Source organism: Streptococcus mitis (genome assembly GCF_000722765.2).
Lineage (GTDB): Bacteria > Bacillota > Bacilli > Lactobacillales > Streptococcaceae > Streptococcus > Streptococcus mitis_AQ.
In genome coordinates, this window is sequence record NZ_CP028415.1 from 1741965 (window position 1) to 1761768 (window position 19804).

The window sequence follows — 19804 nt, forward strand, 5'->3', positions numbered from 1 at the left end:
TACCATTTTTGAGGGAATTTGAAAGACGAGAAATGTTCTTTTAGGCTTGGATAGCAAGAAAGACTGAATCGCAAATCCATCTTATTTAGCAGAACAAAAATTAGCTCACACTTGGAGCTAACTTCTATCGACTATTTTTATCCTCCATCTTCTCCCGTCCTAGTTCTCGGTAACTACGGTCGCCGACAACTTCTACGCTAAACTGGCCGTCCTCATATTCAAGAATCGTCACGCTACCATTATCTAAACCATGCGGATGCATACCATTAATCAGATAAACAATGGTTCCAATGGTCATTCCGTGGCTCACGACAAGAGCAGTGCCCCCGCCTTGTTCTTCCATTTCTTTAGCAATCGCTTCAAAACCTTCCTTGATGCGGCCACTGAGTTTTTCCCATCCTTCAGCCCAACCAGCTGTATCGACCTCTACCAAACCTTCAGCCAGTTCAGCATAAGATAATTGGTGAACGTGGTCCACATTAAAGATACGAGGAATAATGCCCATGAAAAGATCACCATCATAAGCTCCGTCAAAGCTACCAAAACACCATTCTCTGATACGCTTGTCCATGCGATAAGGGATTTTTCCCTGCAAGCCAAGTTCATCAAGGATGATACCCATTGTCTGAATGGTGCGACCAGAATCACTGGAATAAGCGCGCTCAAACTGTAGACCAGATTCTCGCAAACCGATTCCTAACTCTTGAATCCCTCGTTCACCTTCGGCTGTTAAGGGAGTATCGCTCCAACCTTGCGCGCGACCAATCGCATTAAACATAGTCCTACCATGACGTACCAAATACAATCGTACTTTTACCATTTTCCGTCCTCCGTTTGCTTCTATTATATCATGGATGATAAGACAAAAGCCACCCATACAGGCGACTTTTGCAGGAGATTATTATGAAAAAGTTTAGGAGTTCTATTAAATAAAGATATTAGATGAAAATCAAATTCAAACTAAATCAGTGTTATCTGTTTCAAATAATATTAGGAGGTCTTTATTTAATGATTATAGTATACACAGCTAACCTTAAATAGAACTTAAAATTTCTCCTATTTTCTTAATTTTTAAAACTATGAATTGGTGCTGGGATTTGTCCACCGCGAGAGATGAAATCAACAGACGAAGCTCCATTGACTTTCATTACTGGAGCTGTACCAAGAAGACCACCAAACTCAATCATATCGCCTTCTTTTCCTTTGGGAATGATACGTACAGCTGTTGTTTTCATGTTAATGACACCAATTGCAGCCTCATCCGCAATCATAGCCGCAATGGTTTCAGAAGGTGTATCTTCTGGGATGGCAATCATATCTAAACCAACGGAACAGATAGCCGTCATGGCTTCCAATTTTTCCAAATTCAGAGAGCCACTTTGCACTGCAGCAATCATTCCCTCATCCTCAGAAACAGGGATAAAGGCACCAGACAAACCACCGACTTGGTTGCAGGCCATCACTCCGCCCTTCTTAACTTGGTCGTTCAAGAGAGCCAAGGCAGCCGTCGTTCCATGCGTTCCAACTGTTTCTAGTCCCATTTCTTCAAGGACACGTGCAACAGAATCTCCAACCGCAGGAGTTGGCGCCAAACTCAAGTCCACAATACCAAATTCCACACCCAGTCTTTCACTAGCCATCTGACCAACCAATTGACCGATACGAGTAATTTTAAAAGCAGTTTTCTTAACTGTTTCTGCTACTACATCAAAGCTCTGTCCACGAACTTTTTCCAAGGCACGTTTCACCACACCAGGACCGGAAACTCCGACATTGATGATAACATCTGCCTCACCAACACCATGGAAGGCACCCGCCATAAATGGATTGTCCTCAACAGCATTAGCGAATACAACCAACTTGGCCGCTCCCATATCTGATAAATTAGCTGTTTCCTTGATAACTCGTCCCATATCTGCTACAGCCGTCATATTGATACCAGACTTGGTTGAGCCGATATTGACTGACGAGCAGACCTTGTCCGTTTCAGCCAAAGCACGAGGAATAGAATTGATAAGAATCTCATCTCCCTTTTGGTACCCCTTTTGTACCAAGGCAGAGAAACCACCAATAAAATCCACACCGATTTCTTTCGCAGCCTTATCAAGCGCTTTTGCCAGAACCACGTAGTCCGTCGCGTCTGTCGCTGCCCCTATCAGAGAAATAGGAGTCACCGATACACGCTTATTAACGATAGGAATTCCCAACTCAGCTGCAATTTCATCACCAACAGCTACTAAATTTGCTGCTTTGGTCGTAATCTTTTGATAAACTTTCTCCGCAGCACGATTGATATCTGGATCAATACAGTCTAATAGGGAAATCCCCATGGTAATGGTTCTAATATCGAAGTTTTGCTCCTCAATCATGGCAATGGTTTCAGTAACTTGTCTAATATCCATGATAACCTCCTAGATATTATACATAGCTTCGAAAATCGCTGCACTCTGAATATTGATTTTCACATTCAAAGTTTGCCCAAAAGCTTCAAATTCATTACGAAGATAGGTAAAATCTTGCTTTTTATCACTAGAGACGACAGCCATCATCGTGAAATATTCATCCAAGACAGTTTGAGAGATATCATCAATATTTAAACCCAATTCTGCAATTTTACCAGAAACACCTGCAACAATTCCAGACTTATCTTTACCAACAACAGTTATAATCGCTTTCATAAGCAAACTCCAATTCTTCTTTTAATAGGAAACCTGAACATTAAACAGGATTCTTTTCAAATAGTATAGCATAATTCTAACTAAAATACTCAAAAACGCCTGCTTACGAAGTTGTTCTTAAGAAAAAAACAATTTCGTAAACAAGCGTCTACTATCCCAACTTATGATGAGTGTTCCCGCTAGGACCGAGATCCTAGCGGTAGACCAGAGCTAGACTAAGAGCACAAGACTCCATCATCATAACACTCAACAAAATTGATGATTTTATACTAATTCGATGATCGCCATTGGCGCTGCATCACCACGACGTGGTTCAGTTTTAAGGATACGAGTGTATCCACCGTTACGTTCAGCATAACGAGGTGCAATTTCTGAGAACAATTTTTGAAGTGCTGTAGTAGAAGTGTACTTATCAGTTGCTTCATCATAGTTTTCAGATGCGATTTCATTACGTACGAAAGCAGCTGCTTGACGACGTGCATGCAAATCACCACGTTTACCTAGAGTAATCATTTTTTCAACAGTTTTACGGATTTCTTTAGCACGAGCTTCAGTTGTCACGATTGATTCGTTGATCAAAAGGTCAGTTGTCAAATCGCGAAGCATTGCTTTACGTTGTGAGCTAGTGCGTCCTAGTTTACGGTAAGCCATGTATTCCTCCTTTATTTATCTTTTAATCCAAGACCCAAATCAATGAGTTTGAGTTTCACTTCTTCCAAACTCTTGCGTCCAAGATTTCGTACTTTCATCATCTCTGCTTCAGATTTTTCTGTCAAATCATGCACAGTATTGATACCGGCACGTTTCAAACAGTTGTATGAACGCACAGACAAGTCCAGTTCCTCAATCGTACGATCCAAAATACGGTCGTCAGATTCAGTGTCAGCTTCTTTCATCACTTCAGTTGACTTAGCAATCTCAGTAAGATTTGTAAACAAATCAAGATGTTCTGTCAAAATACGTGCTGAAAGCCCTAAAGCATCTTCTGGAATAATTGTTCCATTTGTCAAGATTTCAAGGGTTAATTTGTCAAATCCATCATTGCTACCTACACGAGCAGGTTCCACTTGATAGTTGACTTTTGTAACTGGTGTATAAATAGAATCTACAGCAAGTGTTCCAACTGGTGCATTATCCTTTTTATTTTCATCAGCAGGTACATATCCACGACCACTGTTAACAGTCATAGTCGCTTTTAGGGAAGAACCTTCACCGATTGTAAAGAGATAATGATCTGGATTTACAATTTCAATATCGCTATCTGTCAAAATGTCACCAGCTGTTACTTCAGCAGGACCTTCAACATCTAGTTCGATGATTTTTTCGTCTTCAACGTACGATTTCACTGCAATTCCTTTAATGTTCAGAATGATTTGCATCACGTCTTCACGAACACCTGGAACTGTGTCAAACTCATGCAACACACCATCAATATTGATAGATGTCACAGCTGCTCCTGGTAGAGAAGCTAGAAGTACACGACGAAGAGAGTTACCAAGAGTTGTACCGTAGCCACGTTCAAGTGGTTCGATTACAAACTTGCCATAATCTTTATTTTCATCAATTTTTGTTATATTTGGTTTTTCAAACTCGATCATTTAGTTACTCCCTCTTAAACGAAAAGCAGTGTAATGCGATGATTATACACGGCGACGTTTTGGAGGACGAGCACCATTGTGTGGCACTGGAGTCACATCACGAATTGCTGTTACTTCAAGACCAGCGGCAGCAAGCGCACGAATAGCTGACTCACGACCAGAACCTGGACCTTTTACAGTAACTTCAACTGATTTAAGACCGTGTTCTTGTGCAGATTTAGCAGCAGCTTCAGAAGCCATTTGAGCAGCGAATGGTGTAGATTTACGAGAACCTTTGAAACCAAGAGCACCAGCTGATGACCAAGCAATTGCATTACCATGCACATCAGTAATCATAACAATAGTGTTATTAAATGTAGCGTGAATATGAGCAATACCAGATTCGATATTCTTTTTCACACGACGTTTACGTGTTGGTTTAGCCAAGACTTTTACCTCCTATATTATTTTTTCTTACCAGCAATCGCAACAGCTTTACCTTTACGAGTGCGAGCGTTGTTTTTAGTGTTTTGTCCACGGACAGGAAGTCCACGACGGTGACGGATACCACGGTATGAACCGATTTCCATCAAACGTTTAATGTTCAAGTTTACTTCACGACGAAGGTCACCTTCAACTTTGATTGCATCCACTTCACGACGGATAGCATCTTCTTGATCTGATGTAAGATCACGTACACGAACATCTTCTGAGATTCCAGCAGCAGCCAAAATTTTCTTAGATGTTGCAAGTCCGATACCATAAACATAAGTCAATGAGATTACTACGCGTTTGTCATTTGGAATGTCAACTCCAGCAATACGAGCCATGTTTTCTCCTTTCTATCTTATCCTTGACGTTGTTTGTGTTTTGGATTTGCTGGGCAAATTACCATAACACGACCATTACGACGAATAACTTTACAGTATTCGCAAATTGGTTTGACCGATGGTCTTACTTTCATTTCTTATCCCTCCAAGTTTTTCGATTATTTAAAGCGGTAAGTGATACGTCCACGTGTCAAGTCATATGGACTCATTTCGACAGTAACACGATCTCCCGCTAAAATACGAATATAGTTTTTACGAATTTTACCAGAAACTGTTGCTAAAATCTGATGTCCATTTTCAAGTTCAACCGTAAACATTGCATTCGGCATTGTATCAACTACTTTGCCTTCAACTTCAATCACATCGTCTTTTGCCACGCAAAAGCACCTCCATAAATTTCGATTCGATGCCTCTAGACACAGAGACAACAATTATAAGTCAGACTATCTTAGTATAACATTTGTAGCGGATTTTTGCAAGTGTGAAAAACGCTTTATTTCAAATTTGTCAATACTTTTTCGATATCTGAGAAGACATCATTGATATCTTGATTACCTTCGATGTCATGAACCAAACCTTTGGCACGGTAGTGAGCAATGATTGGTTCCCCTTGAGCAATATTTACATCCAAACGACGTTTTACTGTCTCAGGCTTATCATCTTCACGTTGGTAGTAATCTTCTTCTTTATAGTCAACTGGTGGGTTAAAGACCTTGTGGAAAGTTTCTCCAGTTACGCGGTGGATGATACGGCCACTCAAACGTTCCAAGAGGCTGTCAGGGTTCACTTCAATATTGATAACACCTTCTAATTCAATGCCAAGTTCAGCCAATGTTTTGTCCAAGGCATGAGCTTGTTCGATCGTACGTGGGTAACCATCCAACAAGAATCCTGTTTCTTTAATATCATCTTGTGAAAGACGTTCTTTTACAATCCCATTTGTAACTTCGTCAGGAACTAATTCACCCTTGTCAATGTATGACTTAGCAAGAATACCCATTTCAGTTTGATTTGCCATAGCAGCACGGAACATATCACCTGTTGAGATATGTGCAACATGGAATTGTTCTACGATTTTTGCTGCTTGAGTTCCCTTACCTGCACCAGGTAAGCCCATAATCAAAAGATTCATGATTTGATCTCCTTATTTTATTTTTAAATAGAAGCAAAAATTCTTTTCACCCCTATTTAAAAACAAAATAGAAGAGGGGAGACCAAACTCTCACAAATGTTAGAGTTAAACCTCCACTCCCTCAGTAATTACTGATTCAGTAATTACTTTTATTCTGTTCTGTCCATGAAACCAACATACTTACGTTTCAATAGGTAGCCTTCCAATTGTTTGATTCCTTCAATACCTGTAGAGATAATGATCAAAAGACTGGTTCCTCCAAAAGCAACTGCTTCTGAAAGTCCGAAAACATCTTTTGCTACGATCGGTAAAATAGAAATCACACCAAGGAAGAGAGAACCAACAGTTGCAAGACGACGAAGAAGTTTAGACATATATTCTTCTGTACCTTTACCAGGACGAACTCCGTGGATATAGGCACCGCTCTTTTGTAGGTTCTCTGCCGCTTTTTCAGGATTAATCTGTACAAACGTATAGAAGAATGTAAAGAGAATAATCAATAAAGCATACATAGCAATACCAGTTGGTGAAGTTGTTGCCAGCATTTCTTGTGCTGTTCTTACCCAAGCCCAATCATGACCTGTAGCGCTCAAAAACTGAAGAATAGCCGCAGGCGCTGCAGTAATCGAACTTGCAAAGATAACAGGGATAACTCCAGCAGGGTTTACCTTCAAAGGAAGGTAAGAGCTAGATGGAGCACCTTGTGCAACCTTAGTATATTGGATTGGAATTTTGTATTCTGCTTGTTGAACATAGGTTGTAAAGTAAATAATCAACAATACAGTAATAATCAAAATGATTACGAAAATGATAGATGAGTTGATACGGCTACTTGGTACGTTCACAAAGTAGTCCACATAGATGCCCTGAATCATCTCTGGAATTGAGGCAACAATCCCGGCAAAGATAATCATAGAAACACCATTTCCGTATCCCTTATCTGTAATTTGCTCTCCCAACCAAGTCACAATCATGCTACCAGCTGTTAAGATGATACCAATCATGATAAAGACTTGTGGTGTAAGAGCTGTTTTCAACAATTGAGCTCCAGCCAAAGTATTAAAACCAGCTGTAATCCCGATAGATTGCACAAAGGCTAGAACAAGAGCAATATAACGAGTAGCTTGATTTAATTTTCTTCGACCTACTTCCCCTTGTTTACCCCACTCTACAAATTTGGGTAAAATATCCATTTGCAAGAGTTGGACAACGATAGAGGCCGTAATGTAGGGACTAACACCAAGAGCAAAAACTGAGAAGTTTTTCATGGCATTCCCTGACACCAAGCTCAACATGTTTAAGAAGGATAATCCACTTAAAGCATTCAAGCTATTGGCATTCACACCAGGAACTGTAATGCTAGTTCCGATACGAAAGACCAAAACGATAAAAATTGTAAATAAAATTTTTGATCGAACCTGCTTGACTTTAAGAGCTTCTCTTAATAATTTAAAAAACATAGGTCACCTCTCTTAGATGACTTCTACTGAACCACCTTTAGCAGTGATAGCTTCTTCAGCTGATTTAGAGAATTTAGCTGCTTTCACAGTCAATTTCTTAGTCAACTCACCGTTACCAAGAATTTTAATACCTGATTTTTCAGCTTTAACAATTCCTGCTTCGATAAGAACAACTGGAGTAACTTCAGCACCATCTTCAAAGACGTTCAATTGGTCAAGGTTCACAATTGCGTATTCTTTAGCGTTGATATTAGTGAATCCACGTTTTGGAAGACGACGGAACAATGGAGTTTGTCCACCTTCAAAACCAAGGCGAACTCCGCCACCGCTACGAGCTTTTTGACCTTTTTGACCACGACCAGATGTTTTACCGTTACCTGATGAAGTACCACGACCAACGCGGTTACGTACTTTACGAGAACCTTCTGCAGGTTTCAATTCATGAAGTTTCATTTTTATTTTCTCCTCTTTTGTAAAATGCTAGCGCCGATAAGGAAGAAAAGGTTGTCTCCCCCATCAACTCGCCTATACGACGTCATCATAGATGACTATATCTAGTTTTAGGGGATGGTATAGTGCACATCCCCTAAAAATTCATTAGTTTACTTCTTCAACTGTTACCAAGTGAGATACTGCTGTGATCATACCACGGATAGCAGCGTTATCTTCTTTAATAACAGAGCTGTTCAATTTGCCAAGTCCAAGTGCTACAACAGTTTTACGTTGTGATGGAATGCGTCCGATTGGAGACTTAGTCAAAGTAATTTTAATTTGAGCCATTTTATCCCCTTTCTTATGCCAAATCAGAAACTGAAATACCACGAAGGGCAGCAACTTCTTCAGCGCGTTTCAATTGTTTCAAACCTTCAACAGTTGCACGAACAATGTTGATTGGAGTGTTAGAACCAAGTGATTTAGATGTAATATCTGCCACACCTGCCAATTCCACAACGGCACGAACTGCACCACCAGCGGCAACTCCAGAACCTTCTACAGCAGGTTTCAACAATACTTTAGCTCCACCGAATTCTGAAAGAACTTCGTGTGGGATTGTTGTTCCAACCATAGGAACTTCGATCAAGTTTTTCTTAGCATCATCTACTGCTTTACGGATTGCTTCTGGAACTTCTTGAGCTTTACCAGTACCAAATCCTACGCGACCGTTGTGGTCACCAACAACAACAAGAGCTGCGAAACGAAGACGACGTCCACCTTTAACAACTTTTGTAACACGGTTGACAGCAACTACGCGTTCTTCTAATTCAACTGCATTGTCTTTAAATGCCATTTTCTAGTGTCCTCCTATTAGAATTTCAATCCGTTTTCACGAGCTGCATCAGCCAAAGCTTTCACACGTCCGTGATATAGATATCCACCGCGGTCGAACACCACTTCTGAAATACCTTTAGCGTTTGCACGTTCTGCAACGAGTTTACCGACAGCAACGGCTTGTTCAGTTTTAGTTCCTTTTGAAACTTCTTTGTCAAGAGTTGAAGCACTTGCGAGCGTTACACCCGCTACGTCATCAATCACTTGAGCGTAGATGCCTGTATTAGAACGGAATACGTTCAAACGTGGGCGATCAGCAGTTCCAGAGAGTTTTCCGCGAACGCGACGGTGGCGTTTTTGGCGGAGTTTGTTTTTATCTGGTTTTGAAATCACAGTTTTCACCTCTTTAGTTTTAAATCGTGTGCTATGCACAAAGTTGGAAAATAGGTTGGTGGTTGAGACTCAACCACTCAACATTATTTACCTGTTTTACCTTCTTTACGGCGAACGAATTCACCAACGTAACGGATACCTTTACCTTTATATGGTTCTGGTGAACGAAGGCTACGTACGTAAGCAGCTGTTTGACCAACTACTTCTTTTGAAATTCCGTTAACAACGATTGTTGTTGGGTTTGGAAGTTCAAAAGTAATTCCTTCTGGAGCTTCAACTTCGTCTGGATGAGATTTACCAACAGCCAAAACAAGTTTAGATCCTTGAAGTTGTGCACGGTAACCAACCCCGCGCATTTCAAGTTCTTTCTTGAATCCTTCTGATACACCAACAACCATGTTGTTCAAAAGGGCACGAGTAGTTCCGTGGATAGTTTTCATTTCTTTTGAATCGTTTGGACGGTGAAGAGTTACTTCTGTACCTTCCACACGGATTTCAATATCTTTTGAGAACTCACGAGTAAGTTCTCCTTTAGGTCCTTTTACAGTTACAACGTTGTCATTGTTAGTGAGTTCAACACCAGCGGGCAACACGATAACTTTATTACCAATACGTGACATGTTTATTTTCTCCTGTTAGATTGTCAGGCCAGAACGGCCAGTTTTCACGGGGTTAAATCGATTTCTCGATTTAAAGGAACATTTAGGTTTCAATTTCAAAGTGAATCTAGGCATCGTCTCGCAGGCATAACTTTGGGTTAGGCTAGAGACGATAACAAAGAGTTACAAAGAAATTGGGAGCTAAATATTACCAAACGTAAGCGATAACCTCACCACCAACATTCTTTTGGCGTGCTTCTTTATCAGTAAGCAAACCTTCAGAAGTTGAAAGGATAGCAATTCCAAGTCCGTTAAGAACTTTTGGAAGGTCTTCACGTTTTTTGTAGACACGAAGTCCTGGTTTAGAAACACGTTTCAAGTTAGTGATAACTTTTTCACCGTTTGGTCCGTATTTAAGGAATACACGGATGATACCTTGTTTGTCATCTTCGATGATTTCAACGTTTTTTACAAAACCTTCGCGTTTAAGGATTTCAGCAATCCCTTTTTTGATGTTTGATGCAGGTACTTCAAGTACTTCGTGTTTAGCTTGGTTAGCGTTACGAATACGAGTTAGGAAGTCTGCGATTGGGTCAGTCATAACCATTTTGTTTTTCTCCTCTTACTAGTAGTTTGCAAGTTGCACTTGCTAGTTAATACATGATACAAAGAGCGTAACAGCACTAGCAAAAATAGGCAATTTGATGCAGGAGCGATGCTCCAAAGAAAATTGGTCTTTTTTGCAAAAGCTGTAGCTCGTGTTCAAATTGGCAAGCCCAACTGAACCCGGGCTAAACTCTGTGTGAAAAAGATAAACTTTCCTAGAAACTTCAGTTTCTTCGTCAAGTTTCCTATTTTCACTTAGAGTTTTGACGCCCTTGATATCTTAAATTACCAAGATGCTTTTGTTACACCAGGAATTTGTCCTTTGTAAGCTAATTCACGGAAGCAAACACGGCAAAGTTTAAATTTGCGGTAAACTGAATGTGGACGACCACATTTTTCACAACGAGTATAAGCTTGAGTAGAGAACTTCGCTGGACGTTTGTTCTTAGCAATCATTGATTTTTTAGCCATTAGATTTACCTCCTATATTATTTTGCAAAAGGCATTCCAAGGCCTGTAAGCAATGCACGTGACTCTTCGTCAGTGTTAGCAGTTGTTACGATAACGATGTCAAGACCACGAGTTTTGTCAACGTCATCGAAGTTGATTTCTGGGAAGATCAATTGTTCTTTCACACCAAGTGTGTAGTTTCCGCGTCCGTCAAATGATTTTGTTGGAACACCGTGGAAGTCACGTACACGTGGAAGTGAAACTGAAACCAATTTATCCAAGAATTCGTACATACGTTCACCACGAAGGGTAACTTTTGCACCAATCGCAACACCTTCACGAAGACGGAAGCCGGCGATTGATTTTTTAGCTTTAGTGATAAGTGGTTTTTGACCTGAGATAAGTGCCAATTCTTCAGCAGCTTTTTCAAGGCTTTTAGCGTTTGATACAGCTTCACCAACACCCATGTTCAAAACGATCTTATCTACTTTAGGCACAGCCATCACTGATGAGTAGTTGAATTGTTCTGTCAAAGCAGGAACTACTTCATTAAGATATTTTTCTTTTAAACGATTTGCCATTATACTTCTCCTTTCCTTCGTGATTAATCAAGCACTTCGCCTGATTTTTTGTTGTAGCGAACTTTTTTACCGTCTACAAATTTGTAACCAACACGACCAGCTACACCATTTTTGTCCAAAACTTGAACGTTTGATACGTGGATAGCTGCTTCTTTCTCGATGATACCACCTTGAGGAAGCTCGTTAGTTGGACGTTGATGTTTCTTAACGATGTTAACACCTTCAACGATAACTTTGTTTACTTTTGGAAGGGCAGTAAGGACAACAGCTTCTGTTCCCTTATCTTTACCAGCGATTACGCGAACTTTGTCGCCTTTTTTTACAAACATTAGGTTTCTCCTTGATTTTTCTTACGCCCATAAGGGCACCCTGGAGGTAAATCCAGGGGACTAGTTTGTTTCTAAAAATTAAAGTACTTCTGGAGCAAGTGACACGATCTTCATGAAGCCACCTTCACGCAATTCACGTGCAACTGGGCCAAAGATACGTGTTCCGCGAGGAGTTTTGTCTTCACGGATGATAACTGCTGCGTTTTCGTCAAATTTGATGTATGAACCATCAGCACGACGAGCACCTGATTTAGTACGAACGATAACTGCTTTAACAACGTCACCTTTTTTAACCGCACCACCAGGAGTAGCTTGTTTTACAGATGCCACGATAACATCACCGATGTTTGCAAATTTACGTCCTGAACCACCAAGAACTTTGATAGTCAAGATTTCACGAGCACCGCTGTTGTCTGCGACTTTCAAACGAGTTTCTGTTTGAATCATTTCAGTTTTCTCCTTTCAGGTTTGATTAGATGATGACCGCTTCTTCAACAACTTCTACAAGACGGAAACGTTTTGTAGCTGAAAGCGGGCGAGTTTCCATGATACGTACGATATCGCCTTCTTTGGCAACATTGTTTTCATCATGAGCTTTGTATTTTTTAGAGTAGTTAATACGTTTACCATAGACTGGGTGGTTACGTTTTGTTTCAACTACAACTGTGATTGTCTTGTCCATTTTGTCAGATACAACACGTCCAACAAGAACTTTACGATTATTGCGTTCCATTGAAATTTCTCCTTCCCTAGTCTATTATTTCGCTTCAGATTGAACTGTTTTGATACGAGCGATTTGTTTTTTAACTTCTTTCAAGCGAGCTGTTTGTTCCAATTGACCAGTAGCAGCTTGGAAACGAAGTTCAAACAATTCTTTTTTCAATTCGTTTTCGCGCTTCGCGAGTTCTTCTTGAGAAAGACCACGAAGTTCTTTAACAAATTCTTTTACTTCATTAAGTTTCATGCCTTCTCCTTATTCTGCTTCACGTTTTACGAATTTACATTTAACTGGCAATTTGTGGCTAGCAAGACGAAGCGCTTCGCGAGCGATCTCTTCAGATACACCAGCGATTTCGAACATCACTTTACCACGTTTAACTGGTGCTACCCAACCTTCAGGTGCCCCTTTACCAGATCCCATACGCACACCGATAGCTTTAGCAGTGTATGATTTGTGTGGGAAGATTTTAATCCAAACTTTACCACCACGTTTCATGTAACGAGTCATGGCGATACGAGCAGCTTCGATTTGGCGGTTAGTGATCCAGTGGCTAGTTGTAGCTTGAAGACCGTATTCACCGAATGCTACTTCTTTTCCACCTTTTGCTTCACCGCGCATTTTTCCACGGAATTCACGACGGTGTTTAACACGTTTAGGTACTAACATTGGTTATTTACCTCCTTTAGTGTTTTTGCGAGCTGGAAGAACTTCACCACGGTAGATCCATACTTTAACACCAAGTTTACCGTATGTAGTATCTGCTTCTTCCCAAGCGTAATCGATATCTGCACGAAGTGTGTGAAGTGGAACAGTTCCTTCAGAGTATCCTTCAGCACGGGCGATATCTGCACCGTTCAAACGACCTGATACTTGAGTTTTGATTCCTTTAGCTCCAGCACGCATTGCACGTTGGATTGCTTGTTTTTGTGCACGACGGAAAGCAACACGTTGCTCCAATTGACGAGCAATTCCTTCACCTACAAGGTGAGCATCCAAATCAGGTTGTTTGATTTCGATGATGTTGATGTGTACTTGTTTTCCAGTCAATTTGTTAAGTTTCGCACGGAGTGCATCAACGTTAGCACCACCTTTACCGATAACCATACCTGGTTTAGCAGTGTGAAGTGAAACGTTAACTTTGTTTACTGCGCGTTCGATTTCGATAGTTGAAACTGCTGCGTCAGCAAGTTCTTTTTGAACGAATTTACGGATTGCAAGATCTTCATGAAGGTAATCCGCGTATTCTTTTTCAGCATACCATTTGGCATCCCAATCACGGATGATGCCGACACGCATACCAATTGGATGTACTTTTTGACCCACGATTTTACCTCCTTATTTTTCTGCAACAGCTACAGTGATGTGAGCTGTACGTTTGTTGATTGGTGAAGCTGAACCTTTCGCACGTGGACGGAAACGTTTCATAGTTGGTCCTTCGTTTGCGAATGCTTCAGATACTACCAAGTTAGCTTTATCCAAACCAAAGTTGTTTTCAGCGTTAGCTACAGCTGAGTTCAAAACTTTCAAGATGATTTCAGCGGCTTTGTTTGGGGTGAATGTCAAGATTGCGATTGCATCGGCTACGCTTTTACCACGGATGTTATCAAGAACAAGACGTGATTTACGAGGTGAAACACGTACTGTACGAGCCATTGCTTTAGCTGAAGTAATTTCTGCCATTTATGTTCTCCTTATTTTCTACGTGTTTTCTTGTCGTCTGCAGCGTGACCTTTGTAAGTACGAGTTGGTGCAAATTCACCAAGTTTGTGACCTACCATGTCTTCTTGGATGTAAACAGGTACGTGTTTACGTCCGTCATAAACTGCAATAGTGTAACCAATGAAACTTGGGAAGATCGTTGAACGACGTGACCAAGTTTTAATAACTTTTTTCTTTTCGTCGTTAGCTTGAGCTTCAACTTTTTTCATCAAATGCTCATCGACGAAAGGTCCTTTTTTAAGACTGCGTCCCATTTTTATATTTTCTCCTTTAAATGTTGTACCACAGCGGCTTGCGCTCACCTGGAGCGCTACCGAGCTGGCGGATTTACTAGTTGCTTAAGCAACTAGTTTAATATTATTTCTCGTTGCGACGACGAACGATAAGTTTGTCAGATTTCGCTTTCTTGTTACGAGTTTTAAGACCAAGAGCAGGTTTGCCCCATGGAGTAGATGGTGCTTTACGACCAACTGGTGCTTTACCTTCACCACCACCGTGTGGGTGATCGTTAGGGTTCATTACAGAACCACGAACTGTTGGGCGGATACCTTTCCAACGGCTACGTCCTGCTTTACCAAGGTTTACAAGTCCATGTTGTTCGTTTCCGACAACACCAACAGTAGCACGGCAAGTTCCAAGAATCATACGAACTTCACCTGATTGAAGACGAACAAGAACGTATTTACCTTCAGAACCCAATACTTGAGCAGATGCTCCAGCAGCACGTACCAATTCACCACCACGACCTGGTTTCAACTCGATGTTGTGGATCAAAGTACCAACTGGGATGTTAGCAAGTGGAAGAGCGTTTCCGACTTTGATATCTGCTTCTGGACCTGAAACGATACGTTGACCAACTTCAAGACCTTTTGGAGCGATGATGTACGCTTTCACACCGTCAGTGTAGTGTACAAGAGCGATGTTTGCAGAACGGTTTGGATCGTACTCGATTGTTTTAACAACTGCTTCAACGTTGTCTTTGTTACGTTTGAAGTCAACCAAGCGGTAGAAACGTTTGTGTCCACCACCTTGGTGACGAACTGTGATACGACCGTTGTTGTTACGACCAGCCTTGCTCTTCAATGCAACAAGCAATGATTTTTCAGGAGTGCTTGTTGTGATTTCAGCGAAATCCAAAGAAGTCATATTACGGCGACCGTTTGTTGTTGGTTTATAAACACGAATTCCCACGATATTTCCTCCTTAGATTATTCAGCTTCAGCAGCAAACAACTCGATTGCTTTAGAATCAGCTGTAAGTGTGATGATAGCTTTTTTAGTTTTGTTAGTAAAACCAGTGTAACGTCCAACACGTTTAGCTTTTGGTTTTACGTTGATTGTGTTAACATTTGCAACTTTAACACCTTCGAAAGCAGCTTCAACAGCTTGCTTGATCAAAAGTTTGTGTGCACGAGTGTCAACTTCAAATACATATTTCCCTGCTTCAAGTTGAGCCATTGAGCTTTCAGTGATAACAGGTTTTTTGATAACATCATACAAATTCATTATGCAAGAACCTCCTCGATTTTAGAGATAGCTGCTTGAGTAACAAGAAGTTTGTCACTATTTGCGATGTCAAGAACACTTGCAGTTGTAGCAGTCGCAACTTTCACGTTTGGAAGGTTACGAGCTGAAAGAGCTGCGAATTCGTTTCCTTCTTCAAGAACAACAAGGACTTTAGAATCGATGCTCAAAGCTGCAAGAACTTTTGCAAATTCAGCAGTTTTTGGAGCTGTAAATTCAAGAGAATCAACGGCTACAAATTTGTTTTCAGCAACTTTTTCTGAGTAAACAGATTTAAGCGCAAGGCGACGAACTTTTTGAGGAAGTTTGTACGCATAGCTACGTGGAGTTGGTCCGAAGACGATTCCACCACCACGCCATTGTGGAGAGCGGATAGAACCTTGACGAGCACGTCCAGTTCCTTTTTGACGCCATGGTTTGCGTCCGCCACCTGAAACAGCTGAGCGGTTTTTAACTGCGTGAGTTCCTTGACGAAGGCTAGCACGTTGGCTGATAATCACATCAAACACAACTGATTCATTTGGTTCGATACCAAAGATTGCATCGTTAAGAACAACTTCGCCAGCTTGTTTACCAGTTTGGTCGAATAATGTTACATTTGCCATTTTGACTGTATTCCCCTTTCCTTATTATTTACCAGCTTTAACTGCTGACTTGATAGTGATAAGAGATTTCTTAGCACCTGGTACGTTACCTTTGATAAGGATAACGTTCTTTTCTGGAACAACTTGTACAACTTCAAGGTTTTGAATTGTTACGCGGTCACCACCCATACGTCCGGCAAGGTTTTTACCTTTGAATACGCGGTTAGGTGCAACAGGTCCCATAGAACCTGGACGACGGTGGTAACGAGAACCGTGAGCCATTGGTCCACGTGATTGTCCGTGGCGTTTGATAACACCTTGGAAACCTTTACCTTTAGAAGTACCAGTTACGTCAACAACGTCTCCAGCTGCGAATGTTTCAACTGTGATTTCAGCACCAACTTCCAAGCCTTCAACGTTTTTGAATTCACGAATGAAGCGCTTAGGAGCCGTGTTAGCTTTCGCTACATGTCCTTTAGCAGGTTTGTTGCTCAATACTTCGCGTTTGTCATCAAAACCAACTTGGATAGCGTTGTATCCGTCTGTTTCAACAGTTTTAACTTGAAGAACAACGTTTGGAGTTGCTTCAATAACTGTTACAGGGATCAATTCGCCAGCTTCAGTGAAGATTTGAGTCATTCCCACTTTTTTCCCTAAGATTCCTTTTGTCATGAGAAAATAGTTCCTTTTCTATATTTTTTATTCAAAAAGTTTTTAACGAGCGTTTTTTATGCTCAAGTCTAAGATATAAAGGGCGTCAAACTCAAAGTGAAAATAGGAAACTGACGCAGTGTCTAGCAGACACTAGGAAGTTTATCTTTTTCACACCGAGTTTAGCCCGTGTTCAATTAGATTGAAACACCAGCATCTGCTCTTTTATATTTTAGATTAAAGTTTGATTTCTACGTTTACACCACTTGGAAGATCCAATTTCATCAACGCATCAACTGTTTTTTGAGTTGGGTTAACGATATCGATCAAACGTTTGTGTGTACGCATTTCAAATTGTTCGCGAGAGTCTTTGTATTTGTGAGTCGCACGAATGATTGTGTAGAGGCTACGTTCAGTTGGAAGTGGGATTGGACCCGCAACTTGTGCACCTGTACGAGTAGCTGATTCTACGATTTTTGCAGCCGCTGTGTCAAGCGTACGGTGTTCGTAAGCTTTCAAACGGATACGGATTTTTTTGTTTGCCATCTTTTTCTCCTTTTCGTCTATTTAAGATAATAGGCTAGCTCCACAAGAAAACCGACGCGGTGTTGCGTGGCAATGCAACCGAGCGTGTCGCAACCTCTTGCATCAAAGCTAAGGCTGTAATTTACAGCACCATAATAGAATAACACAAAGCCCCTGCGATTGCAAGCGATTTGTTAGGTTTTTTTCGTTTTTATGGGATGAAAATGTTTTCCTACTTTTTCTTTCTAAAATTAGGGATTTTCTTCTATATTCTATATAAGTTGAGTTCTCTTGACATCAATTTTACCTTCTGATTGGTCCACTAGAATGTCCGCCTTTGACTCAGTTTCTTTATAGTATAGCAGATACTGCTCCCGTCTCATCTGATGGCTAGCCAATATAAAGGATGCATCGCGATTTCTCACAGTCGTATCTCGAGCTAGACGCCGCTTTAATTCGGTCTCCTCATCCGTGTAGAAACAAATGGTTTTGTCAAGGAGTTCTTTGGGTAAAAAGCCCACAGACATCCCTTCGACAATCAAAATCGGTTTTGCTCCAGACAAGACCTCACTAGCCTTCCAAGGTTCTTCAATTGTTAAGACATCCATACCCGCTTGTAAGGCGAGGATATCTCTTTGCAAACTCGCCAGTTCATGCGCCACTGGCAGACAGGCTGTCACCTTTTGATTTGGCGCGTCCTTGGGTACTACCAGATGGCGTCCTGAGGTGATATAAGGATCTGTTTCTAGCAAATTTACTGTAGTAGAATCTAAAGCTTGGTACAATTCCTGTGCAAAGGTTGATTTTCCTGAAGCCCCATGACCGTATATTCCCAGTGTCTTGACTTTTCCCGTTTCTATTTCTGAGACAAACTGGTCTATTAAGTCTTTTCTCTTCATTCTCTCTTCACCTGTTCATAACTTTCTTTTCCGTCATTAAGCTTATCCCAAATCACTACTTGCCCACTTTTGAAAGATTTTTGCACATCGATGATGCGTTGATTGGAAGAACCTCGAAACTGGAGCATGAGATTTCTCTTAGTTCGGTCATATCTTCCATCAACAAGAATGTCAATCAGCGACAAGAGTTCCAATTTATCTGGAGTTTCCAACATCATTTCTTCCCATGTATAACCCGTCCAGGACCAGATATCTTTATCTGGCAATTCCTTCCGAATCCGCTTAACGAGTGGCAAGAGAATACCAGTATTGAGAAAAGGTTCCCCTCCCAGCAAGGTCAATCCTTGAACATAGGGCTGGGCAAGGTCTGCCATGATCTGTTCTTCTAATTCTGCTGTATAGGGAATGCCAGCATTAAAAGACCAAGTCGCAACATTATAACATCCCTCGCAGTGAAACATGCAACCTGATACATAGAGGGAATTCCGCACACCTTCTCCATCCACAAAGTTAAAAGCCTTGTAGTCAATGATACGCCCTTGACTGAGTTCCTCGCTTTTCCATTCTTGTGGTTTTGGATTATTCATTCGCTACCTCTATCCAATAACGCTCGACTCCATTACGAACATCCTCAAGAATTCCTCCATTTGCTAGAATGACTGCTCTGCTAGCAGGATTATTCACGCTACAGGTCACAAGAGTTCTCTTGATGTTCTTTTCCTTAGCAACTTGCAAGCCCTGACGTAGAGTTTCCTTAGCATAACTTTTGCCTCTTTCTGATGGACGAATGGAGTATCCAATGTGACCAGCATAATTCAATAAACCCTCATTCAATCTCAATCGCAGATTCAAAAATCCTAGAGCACGACCTACATCATCAAATGATACAAATTGAATAGAAGGAACATGATTTTCAGGCAAGTTTATTCCCATTTCTTTTTGCATATTTGTTTCCAACCATTCTTCATACACAAAGTTCTCTGTATCCCAGAAACCACCGTCGTGAGGCGACTGATATTTTTCAAACTCTGCCATCATCTCTAAAACTGTTTCTTTATCTGCTAATCTTGGTCTGCGTAATTCCATCCTTACCTCCCACTAAGAGAAAAGCGAGAGCTGACTCTCACTTTTATTTCTTCTTATTCTTATTTAAAAATTGTTCTCTGAGGTTGAGCAAGCGTTCTTTTTTACCAGCTCCACCTTTAGAGTGTTTCTCGTGATAACGGGTCACTTGTGCACGCCCCTTATCGTCTAATTGATATTTTCCCATTTCACTTC

Annotated in this window: 36 protein-coding genes; all 36 read right to left on the reverse strand. The window is 40.9% G+C overall.

Annotation, left to right across the window (positions count from 1 at the left end):
• Nucleotides 1-124: 124 nt before the first annotated feature.
• On the reverse strand, nucleotides 125-820 hold the full coding sequence (locus SK637_RS08635; protein WP_033689437.1) for a histidine phosphatase family protein: 696 nt from the start codon (nucleotides 818-820) through the stop codon (nucleotides 125-127).
• Nucleotides 821-1064: 244 nt separating this feature from the next.
• Nucleotides 1065-2402 (reverse strand): PFL family protein, encoded by a 1338-nt coding sequence (locus SK637_RS08640; RefSeq protein ID WP_033689438.1) that lies wholly within the window; start codon nucleotides 2400-2402, stop codon nucleotides 1065-1067.
• A gap of 9 nt (nucleotides 2403-2411) precedes the next feature.
• Nucleotides 2412-2678 carry an ACT domain-containing protein gene (locus SK637_RS08645; RefSeq protein WP_000644130.1) on the reverse strand — a complete coding sequence of 89 codons (267 nt, stop codon included), beginning with the start codon at nucleotides 2676-2678 and terminating at the stop codon, nucleotides 2412-2414.
• A 264-nt stretch (nucleotides 2679-2942) separates the two neighbouring features.
• The gene (gene rplQ / locus SK637_RS08650; RefSeq protein WP_000331493.1) at nucleotides 2943-3329 is read right to left on the reverse strand and encodes a 50S ribosomal protein L17; all 387 of its coding nucleotides are present in this window, start codon (nucleotides 3327-3329) and stop codon (nucleotides 2943-2945) included.
• A gap of 11 nt (nucleotides 3330-3340) precedes the next feature.
• Nucleotides 3341-4276: a DNA-directed RNA polymerase subunit alpha gene (locus tag SK637_RS08655; RefSeq protein WP_000568988.1), complete on the reverse strand. Its 936-nt coding sequence runs from the start codon at nucleotides 4274-4276 to the stop codon at nucleotides 3341-3343.
• A 42-nt stretch (nucleotides 4277-4318) separates the two neighbouring features.
• A complete protein-coding gene (rpsK, locus tag SK637_RS08660) occupies nucleotides 4319-4702 on the reverse strand; it encodes a 30S ribosomal protein S11 (RefSeq protein ID WP_001118385.1) in 384 nt (127 codons plus the stop codon).
• Between the two features lie 17 nt (nucleotides 4703-4719).
• Nucleotides 4720-5085, reverse strand: a complete 366-nt coding sequence (gene rpsM, locus SK637_RS08665; protein WP_000090781.1) for a 30S ribosomal protein S13 — start codon at nucleotides 5083-5085, stop codon at nucleotides 4720-4722.
• A gap of 17 nt (nucleotides 5086-5102) precedes the next feature.
• The gene (gene rpmJ, locus SK637_RS08670) at nucleotides 5103-5219 is read right to left on the reverse strand and encodes a 50S ribosomal protein L36 (protein ID WP_001808836.1); all 117 of its coding nucleotides are present in this window, start codon (nucleotides 5217-5219) and stop codon (nucleotides 5103-5105) included.
• Between the two features lie 24 nt (nucleotides 5220-5243).
• The gene (infA, locus tag SK637_RS08675) at nucleotides 5244-5462 is read right to left on the reverse strand and encodes a translation initiation factor IF-1 (RefSeq protein ID WP_001029883.1); all 219 of its coding nucleotides are present in this window, start codon (nucleotides 5460-5462) and stop codon (nucleotides 5244-5246) included.
• Between the two features lie 116 nt (nucleotides 5463-5578).
• Entirely contained in the window at nucleotides 5579-6217 is a 639-nt protein-coding gene (locus SK637_RS08680; RefSeq protein WP_033689440.1) for an adenylate kinase, read from the reverse strand.
• Between the two features lie 149 nt (nucleotides 6218-6366).
• Nucleotides 6367-7677 carry a preprotein translocase subunit SecY gene (secY, locus tag SK637_RS08685; protein ID WP_000465403.1) on the reverse strand — a complete coding sequence of 437 codons (1311 nt, stop codon included), beginning with the start codon at nucleotides 7675-7677 and terminating at the stop codon, nucleotides 6367-6369.
• 12 nt (nucleotides 7678-7689) lie between these two features.
• Nucleotides 7690-8130 carry a 50S ribosomal protein L15 gene (gene rplO / locus SK637_RS08690; RefSeq protein ID WP_000766087.1) on the reverse strand — a complete coding sequence of 147 codons (441 nt, stop codon included), beginning with the start codon at nucleotides 8128-8130 and terminating at the stop codon, nucleotides 7690-7692.
• A gap of 144 nt (nucleotides 8131-8274) precedes the next feature.
• Nucleotides 8275-8457, reverse strand: coding sequence for a 50S ribosomal protein L30 (rpmD, locus tag SK637_RS08695; protein ID WP_000057241.1), 183 nt, complete (start codon nucleotides 8455-8457; stop codon nucleotides 8275-8277).
• A gap of 13 nt (nucleotides 8458-8470) precedes the next feature.
• Nucleotides 8471-8965: a 30S ribosomal protein S5 gene (gene rpsE, locus SK637_RS08700; RefSeq protein WP_000874202.1), complete on the reverse strand. Its 495-nt coding sequence runs from the start codon at nucleotides 8963-8965 to the stop codon at nucleotides 8471-8473.
• Nucleotides 8966-8982: 17 nt separating this feature from the next.
• Nucleotides 8983-9339 (reverse strand): 50S ribosomal protein L18, encoded by a 357-nt coding sequence (gene rplR, locus SK637_RS08705; protein WP_000624044.1) that lies wholly within the window; start codon nucleotides 9337-9339, stop codon nucleotides 8983-8985.
• An 83-nt stretch (nucleotides 9340-9422) separates the two neighbouring features.
• Nucleotides 9423-9959, reverse strand: a complete 537-nt coding sequence (gene rplF, locus SK637_RS08710; RefSeq protein WP_033689441.1) for a 50S ribosomal protein L6 — start codon at nucleotides 9957-9959, stop codon at nucleotides 9423-9425.
• 187 nt (nucleotides 9960-10146) lie between these two features.
• Nucleotides 10147-10545, reverse strand: a complete 399-nt coding sequence (rpsH, locus tag SK637_RS08715) for a 30S ribosomal protein S8 (protein WP_000245504.1) — start codon at nucleotides 10543-10545, stop codon at nucleotides 10147-10149.
• A 284-nt stretch (nucleotides 10546-10829) separates the two neighbouring features.
• On the reverse strand, nucleotides 10830-11015 hold the full coding sequence (locus tag SK637_RS08720) for a type Z 30S ribosomal protein S14 (protein WP_001085697.1): 186 nt from the start codon (nucleotides 11013-11015) through the stop codon (nucleotides 10830-10832).
• Between the two features lie 17 nt (nucleotides 11016-11032).
• Nucleotides 11033-11575, reverse strand: a complete 543-nt coding sequence (rplE, locus tag SK637_RS08725; protein WP_000013542.1) for a 50S ribosomal protein L5 — start codon at nucleotides 11573-11575, stop codon at nucleotides 11033-11035.
• A 23-nt stretch (nucleotides 11576-11598) separates the two neighbouring features.
• A complete protein-coding gene (gene rplX / locus SK637_RS08730; protein ID WP_000497691.1) occupies nucleotides 11599-11904 on the reverse strand; it encodes a 50S ribosomal protein L24 in 306 nt (101 codons plus the stop codon).
• Nucleotides 11905-11982: 78 nt separating this feature from the next.
• Nucleotides 11983-12351, reverse strand: coding sequence for a 50S ribosomal protein L14 (gene rplN / locus SK637_RS08735; protein WP_000616545.1), 369 nt, complete (start codon nucleotides 12349-12351; stop codon nucleotides 11983-11985).
• 25 nt (nucleotides 12352-12376) lie between these two features.
• Nucleotides 12377-12637 carry a 30S ribosomal protein S17 gene (gene rpsQ, locus SK637_RS08740; RefSeq protein WP_000440801.1) on the reverse strand — a complete coding sequence of 87 codons (261 nt, stop codon included), beginning with the start codon at nucleotides 12635-12637 and terminating at the stop codon, nucleotides 12377-12379.
• Between the two features lie 24 nt (nucleotides 12638-12661).
• On the reverse strand, nucleotides 12662-12868 hold the full coding sequence (rpmC, locus tag SK637_RS08745) for a 50S ribosomal protein L29 (protein ID WP_000772918.1): 207 nt from the start codon (nucleotides 12866-12868) through the stop codon (nucleotides 12662-12664).
• Between the two features lie 9 nt (nucleotides 12869-12877).
• The gene (gene rplP / locus SK637_RS08750; protein ID WP_000960946.1) at nucleotides 12878-13291 is read right to left on the reverse strand and encodes a 50S ribosomal protein L16; all 414 of its coding nucleotides are present in this window, start codon (nucleotides 13289-13291) and stop codon (nucleotides 12878-12880) included.
• 3 nt (nucleotides 13292-13294) lie between these two features.
• A complete protein-coding gene (gene rpsC / locus SK637_RS08755; protein WP_000529936.1) occupies nucleotides 13295-13948 on the reverse strand; it encodes a 30S ribosomal protein S3 in 654 nt (217 codons plus the stop codon).
• A gap of 12 nt (nucleotides 13949-13960) precedes the next feature.
• On the reverse strand, nucleotides 13961-14305 hold the full coding sequence (gene rplV, locus SK637_RS08760) for a 50S ribosomal protein L22 (RefSeq protein WP_000818137.1): 345 nt from the start codon (nucleotides 14303-14305) through the stop codon (nucleotides 13961-13963).
• A gap of 11 nt (nucleotides 14306-14316) precedes the next feature.
• Nucleotides 14317-14598: a 30S ribosomal protein S19 gene (rpsS, locus tag SK637_RS08765; protein ID WP_000533766.1), complete on the reverse strand. Its 282-nt coding sequence runs from the start codon at nucleotides 14596-14598 to the stop codon at nucleotides 14317-14319.
• Between the two features lie 103 nt (nucleotides 14599-14701).
• Entirely contained in the window at nucleotides 14702-15535 is an 834-nt protein-coding gene (gene rplB, locus SK637_RS08770; protein WP_000512911.1) for a 50S ribosomal protein L2, read from the reverse strand.
• Nucleotides 15536-15552: 17 nt separating this feature from the next.
• Nucleotides 15553-15849: a 50S ribosomal protein L23 gene (locus SK637_RS08775; RefSeq protein WP_001055347.1), complete on the reverse strand. Its 297-nt coding sequence runs from the start codon at nucleotides 15847-15849 to the stop codon at nucleotides 15553-15555.
• A complete protein-coding gene (gene rplD / locus SK637_RS08780; RefSeq protein ID WP_033689442.1) occupies nucleotides 15849-16472 on the reverse strand; it encodes a 50S ribosomal protein L4 in 624 nt (207 codons plus the stop codon). Before rplD ends, SK637_RS08775 begins: the two co-directional genes overlap by 1 nt.
• 24 nt (nucleotides 16473-16496) lie before the next feature.
• The gene (rplC, locus tag SK637_RS08785) at nucleotides 16497-17123 is read right to left on the reverse strand and encodes a 50S ribosomal protein L3 (RefSeq protein WP_000160197.1); all 627 of its coding nucleotides are present in this window, start codon (nucleotides 17121-17123) and stop codon (nucleotides 16497-16499) included.
• Between the two features lie 216 nt (nucleotides 17124-17339).
• Entirely contained in the window at nucleotides 17340-17648 is a 309-nt protein-coding gene (rpsJ, locus tag SK637_RS08790; protein WP_001284513.1) for a 30S ribosomal protein S10, read from the reverse strand.
• Nucleotides 17649-17899: 251 nt separating this feature from the next.
• A complete protein-coding gene (locus SK637_RS08795) occupies nucleotides 17900-18526 on the reverse strand; it encodes a uridine kinase family protein (RefSeq protein WP_033689443.1) in 627 nt (208 codons plus the stop codon).
• On the reverse strand, nucleotides 18523-19113 hold the full coding sequence (gene nrdG, locus SK637_RS08800; RefSeq protein ID WP_001064215.1) for an anaerobic ribonucleoside-triphosphate reductase activating protein: 591 nt from the start codon (nucleotides 19111-19113) through the stop codon (nucleotides 18523-18525). Before nrdG ends, SK637_RS08795 begins: the two co-directional genes overlap by 4 nt.
• A complete protein-coding gene (locus tag SK637_RS08805; RefSeq protein ID WP_033689444.1) occupies nucleotides 19106-19612 on the reverse strand; it encodes a GNAT family N-acetyltransferase in 507 nt (168 codons plus the stop codon). Before SK637_RS08805 ends, nrdG begins: the two co-directional genes overlap by 8 nt.
• 43 nt (nucleotides 19613-19655) lie before the next feature.
• Nucleotides 19656-19796, reverse strand: a complete 141-nt coding sequence (locus SK637_RS09920) for a hypothetical protein (RefSeq protein ID WP_000521618.1) — start codon at nucleotides 19794-19796, stop codon at nucleotides 19656-19658.
• Nucleotides 19797-19804: the final 8 nt, after the last annotated feature.

Excerpts from the sequence above, each read along its gene's own strand:
- SK637_RS08635 (WP_033689437.1), bottom strand. The coding sequence starts at position 820 with ATGGTAAAAGTACGATTGTATTTGGTACGTCATGGTAGGACTATGTTT.
- SK637_RS08640 (WP_033689438.1), bottom strand. The coding sequence starts at position 2,402 with ATGGATATTAGACAAGTTACTGAAACCATTGCCATGATTGAGGAGCAA.
- SK637_RS08645 (WP_000644130.1), bottom strand. The coding sequence starts at position 2,678 with ATGAAAGCGATTATAACTGTTGTTGGTAAAGATAAGTCTGGAATTGTT.
- rplQ (WP_000331493.1), bottom strand. The coding sequence starts at position 3,329 with ATGGCTTACCGTAAACTAGGACGCACTAGCTCACAACGTAAAGCAATG.
- SK637_RS08655 (WP_000568988.1), bottom strand. The coding sequence starts at position 4,276 with ATGATCGAGTTTGAAAAACCAAATATAACAAAAATTGATGAAAATAAA.
- rpsM (WP_000090781.1), bottom strand. The coding sequence starts at position 5,085 with ATGGCTCGTATTGCTGGAGTTGACATTCCAAATGACAAACGCGTAGTA.
- rpmJ (WP_001808836.1), bottom strand. The coding sequence starts at position 5,219 with ATGAAAGTAAGACCATCGGTCAAACCAATTTGCGAATACTGTAAAGTT.
- SK637_RS08680 (WP_033689440.1), bottom strand. The coding sequence starts at position 6,217 with ATGAATCTTTTGATTATGGGCTTACCTGGTGCAGGTAAGGGAACTCAA.
- secY (WP_000465403.1), bottom strand. The coding sequence starts at position 7,677 with ATGTTTTTTAAATTATTAAGAGAAGCTCTTAAAGTCAAGCAGGTTCGA.
- rplO (WP_000766087.1), bottom strand. The coding sequence starts at position 8,130 with ATGAAACTTCATGAATTGAAACCTGCAGAAGGTTCTCGTAAAGTACGT.
- rpmD (WP_000057241.1), bottom strand. The coding sequence starts at position 8,457 with ATGGCTCAAATTAAAATTACTTTGACTAAGTCTCCAATCGGACGCATT.
- rpsE (WP_000874202.1), bottom strand. The coding sequence starts at position 8,965 with ATGGCATTTAAAGACAATGCAGTTGAATTAGAAGAACGCGTAGTTGCT.
- rplF (WP_033689441.1), bottom strand. The coding sequence starts at position 9,959 with ATGTCACGTATTGGTAATAAAGTTATCGTGTTGCCCGCTGGTGTTGAA.
- rpsH (WP_000245504.1), bottom strand. The coding sequence starts at position 10,545 with ATGGTTATGACTGACCCAATCGCAGACTTCCTAACTCGTATTCGTAAC.
- SK637_RS08720 (WP_001085697.1), bottom strand. The coding sequence starts at position 11,015 with ATGGCTAAAAAATCAATGATTGCTAAGAACAAACGTCCAGCGAAGTTC.
- rplE (WP_000013542.1), bottom strand. The coding sequence starts at position 11,575 with ATGGCAAATCGTTTAAAAGAAAAATATCTTAATGAAGTAGTTCCTGCT.
- rplX (WP_000497691.1), bottom strand. The coding sequence starts at position 11,904 with ATGTTTGTAAAAAAAGGCGACAAAGTTCGCGTAATCGCTGGTAAAGAT.
- rplN (WP_000616545.1), bottom strand. The coding sequence starts at position 12,351 with ATGATTCAAACAGAAACTCGTTTGAAAGTCGCAGACAACAGCGGTGCT.
- rpsQ (WP_000440801.1), bottom strand. The coding sequence starts at position 12,637 with ATGGAACGCAATAATCGTAAAGTTCTTGTTGGACGTGTTGTATCTGAC.
- rpmC (WP_000772918.1), bottom strand. The coding sequence starts at position 12,868 with ATGAAACTTAATGAAGTAAAAGAATTTGTTAAAGAACTTCGTGGTCTT.
- rplP (WP_000960946.1), bottom strand. The coding sequence starts at position 13,291 with ATGTTAGTACCTAAACGTGTTAAACACCGTCGTGAATTCCGTGGAAAA.
- rplV (WP_000818137.1), bottom strand. The coding sequence starts at position 14,305 with ATGGCAGAAATTACTTCAGCTAAAGCAATGGCTCGTACAGTACGTGTT.
- rpsS (WP_000533766.1), bottom strand. The coding sequence starts at position 14,598 with ATGGGACGCAGTCTTAAAAAAGGACCTTTCGTCGATGAGCATTTGATG.
- SK637_RS08775 (WP_001055347.1), bottom strand. The coding sequence starts at position 15,849 with ATGAATTTGTATGATGTTATCAAAAAACCTGTTATCACTGAAAGCTCA.
- rplD (WP_033689442.1), bottom strand. The coding sequence starts at position 16,472 with ATGGCAAATGTAACATTATTCGACCAAACTGGTAAACAAGCTGGCGAA.
- rplC (WP_000160197.1), bottom strand. The coding sequence starts at position 17,123 with ATGACAAAAGGAATCTTAGGGAAAAAAGTGGGAATGACTCAAATCTTC.
- rpsJ (WP_001284513.1), bottom strand. The coding sequence starts at position 17,648 with ATGGCAAACAAAAAAATCCGTATCCGTTTGAAAGCTTACGAACACCGT.
- SK637_RS08795 (WP_033689443.1), bottom strand. The coding sequence starts at position 18,526 with ATGAAGAGAAAAGACTTAATAGACCAGTTTGTCTCAGAAATAGAAACG.
- nrdG (WP_001064215.1), bottom strand. The coding sequence starts at position 19,113 with ATGAATAATCCAAAACCACAAGAATGGAAAAGCGAGGAACTCAGTCAA.
- SK637_RS08805 (WP_033689444.1), bottom strand. The coding sequence starts at position 19,612 with ATGGAATTACGCAGACCAAGATTAGCAGATAAAGAAACAGTTTTAGAG.
- SK637_RS09920 (WP_000521618.1), bottom strand. The coding sequence starts at position 19,796 with ATGGGAAAATATCAATTAGACGATAAGGGGCGTGCACAAGTGACCCGT.